The sequence below is a fragment of the Pseudomonas sp. NPDC089530 genome, from assembly GCF_050280705.1.
Lineage (GTDB): Bacteria > Pseudomonadota > Gammaproteobacteria > Pseudomonadales > Pseudomonadaceae > Aquipseudomonas.
The window spans coordinates 1-2753 of sequence record NZ_JBNNVU010000190.1 but is presented as its reverse complement, the minus strand read 5'-3'; the positions used below and the strand labels follow the sequence as shown (position 1 = coordinate 2753).

The 2753-nt window shown below is 62.4% G+C and carries 3 protein-coding genes and 1 pseudogene; 1 reads left to right on the top strand and 3 read right to left on the bottom strand.

What is annotated here, in order from left to right:
- Positions 1-635 (top strand): MFS transporter (locus tag ACQKQA_RS30060; protein ID WP_427564769.1); only part of this gene is annotated, 635 nt, incomplete at its 5' end.
- On the opposite strand, the gene ACQKQA_RS30055 is transcribed toward ACQKQA_RS30060, so the two are convergent.
- The 3 genes and pseudogenes from ACQKQA_RS30055 to ACQKQA_RS30045 form a co-directional block, all read right to left on the bottom strand.
- Positions 632-1279 carry a gamma-glutamylcyclotransferase gene (locus ACQKQA_RS30055; RefSeq protein ID WP_427564768.1) on the bottom strand — a complete coding sequence of 216 codons (648 nt, stop codon included), beginning with the start codon at positions 1277-1279 and terminating at the stop codon, positions 632-634. The two genes, ACQKQA_RS30060 and ACQKQA_RS30055, sit on opposite strands and share 4 nt — an antisense overlap.
- A gap of 210 nt (positions 1280-1489) precedes the next feature.
- Positions 1490-2458, bottom strand: coding sequence for a CDP-6-deoxy-delta-3,4-glucoseen reductase (locus ACQKQA_RS30050; protein WP_427564767.1), 969 nt, complete (start codon positions 2456-2458; stop codon positions 1490-1492).
- A pseudogene (locus ACQKQA_RS30045) lies at positions 2458-2753 on the bottom strand (hypothetical protein); the annotation flags it as partial. The pseudogene ACQKQA_RS30045 and the gene ACQKQA_RS30050, both read right to left, overlap by 1 nt.

Here is a 2753-nt window from a genome sequence, read left to right as displayed (position 1 = left end):
CTGACGAAAAAATAGACAGTACCTACCGCCGCCTGCGCTGGCAGATCTTCGCCGGGATCTTCATCGGCTATGCCGGTTACTACCTGCTGCGCTACGGCGTGCTGGACTGGGCGCCGACCTACCTCAAGGAAGCCAAGCACTTCACCGTGGATAAAACCTCCTGGGCGTATTTCTTCTACGAGTGGGCGGGGATTCCGGGCACGCTGCTGTGCGGCTGGATGTCGGACAAGATCTTCCGTGGCAACCGCGGCCTGACCGGCATGGTGTTCATGGCGCTGGTGACCGTGGCGACCCTGGTGTACTGGCTGAACCCGGCCGGCAACCCGACCATCGACATGATCGCGCTGTTCTCCATCGGCTTCCTGATCTATGGCCCGGTGATGCTGATCGGCCTGCAGGCCCTGGAACTGGCGCCGAAGAAGGCCGCCGGTACCGCTGCGGGCTTTACCGGTCTGTTCGGCTACCTGGGTGGCTCGGTCGCGGCCAGCGCGGCGATGGGCTACACCGTGGACCACTTCGGCTGGGACGGCGGTTTTGTCCTGCTGGTGGGTGCTTGCCTGCTGTCGATGGCCTTCCTGGCGCCGACCCTGCGGCACAAACAAACTGCCAGCCAGGGCCGCGAAGCTATCGCTTAGTGGGTCGCTGACTTACAGCGCTTGAGCCGCGCCTCCAGATTACGGTCTGGCATGGCGTGGCTACGCAGGGCGTGCGCGGTCTGCTCGACATAATCGCGAGTCGTGCCGTAGCGCCCGCAAGCGTTCTCGAATACCTGGTTCAGCACGTGATCCGGCAGGTTGCCGGCATAGCTGGGCAGGTGCCTCTCCAGCACGAACCCCAGGGCCTGGACCTGGCTACCGTCCTCAAGACGGCAATTGAGCCAGTGCGGGCGATAGGACGGGTAAGGCATCTCGCGCTGCCACAGGGCATACAGCGAGCTTTCCAGCTGATCTTCCGGCAGGCGGTAGGCGAACCCGCTGCAGGAACCGCCACGATCCAGACCAAAGACCAACCCCGGCTTTTCCGGCGTGCCACGGTGCTCGTGGGACCACAGGTACAAACCGCGATGGTAGCCATGCACCCGCCCGCGCACCCGCTCGACCGCCGAACACTCGGGGCGCCAGATCAATGAACCGTAGGCGAACAACCAGACCGGCCCGCCCTTGTGGCGCGCCATGGTGGACTGCATCGAGCTGAGGAGCTGTTCGGGGGTGAGCTGCGGCCCCAGGTCGAGCCGCGGAGGGTAAGCCAGATTCAGGAAACCGGATTCAATGGCTGTCATGGCGAATAGCGTTCGGCTCCCCGCGTATAAAGAATTACTTAATAGAACGCACGGCAGTAACTTCAAGACACATATGTTTCAGCGCACGTTAAGTGCCATCGAAGAGTTCTAACTTTGCATAAGGCGTGACATATAACCTACCGGTATTTACCTAATTAAATAAATACCGATGGGCTATATGGCAAGTTATAACGAGCGGGTCCCGAGGACTCAGGACCGAGGGGCGTAGGCAAATACATCCGCGCGCATCTGGTGCGCGTCCATGCCCGCTTCGACCAGCGCGTCCAGGGTCGCGTAGATCATCGCCGGCGAGCCGCTGGCGTAGACATGCACCGCCGACAGGTCGGCAATGTCCTCGCTCACCGCCTCATGCAACAGGCCGCAACGCCCTTCCCAGCCACAGAGGTCGCTGACCACCCGGTGCAGGAACAGGTTGGGCAGGGTCTTCCACTCGTCCCAGTGTTCGATCTGGTAGAAGTCATCCGGCCGGCGCACGCCCCAGTACAGGTGCACCGGGTGCTTGAAGCCCTTGGCGCGGCAATGCTCGATCAGGCTGTGCATCTGCGCCATGCCGGTACCGGCGGCGATCAGCACCAGCGGCCCGTCGGGCAGCTCGGCCAGGTGGGTATCGCCAAAGGGCAGTTCGACGCGCACGTTGCCGTTGCGCTGCAATTGTTCGAGCAGGGTCTGCGCACTGGTTTCGCGCACCAGCACATGCAGCTCCAGCTCGCGCCCGGAGTGCGGCGCCGAGGCCAGGGAAAACGCCGACTTATCGCCATTCTCCCGCTCGAGCATCAGGTACTGGCCGGCGTGATAACGCGGTGGCTTGCCGGCCGGCGCCCGCAGGCGGACCCGCCAGACATCGCCGCCGACCTCCAGACACTCGGTGACCTGACACGACAGACTGCGCACCGGCAGCTCTCCCAGCGCAAGGACGCCATCCCACAGCACAATGCAGTCTTCCAGCGGCTCTGCAATGCAAGTGTAGAACTCGCCGTGGTCGCGTACATCGCCGGCTTGCAGGACACTGCCCTCCACCAGCAAGGCGCAACACACATGGCAGTTGCCATTGCGGCAGCTTTGCGGGCACTCATAGCCCAGGCGCCGCGCCGCATCGAGAATCCGCTCGCCGGGCAGCGTCTCAAGCACCGCTCCGGAGGGCTGCAAGGTTACACGCATCAATCTATTCCTAACTGATTCCAGATAGCATCGATCCGGCGGGTTACCGCCTCATCCTTGACGATTACCCGGCCCCACTCTCGGGTGGTTTCACCGGGCCATTTATGCGTGGCATCGAGCCCCATCTTCGACCCCAGGCCGGCGTGGCCTTTGCCCTGGTTGATGGCTTCGCGGCGCAGGTCCTTGAGCGGGGTCAGCAGGGTGAAGACATAGTAATAGTCGACGACCACCCTTTGGTCAGAATTGCCTTGAAAGTCATACTTGAGCGCAATGGGCATAATATCGTCGCTGAAGC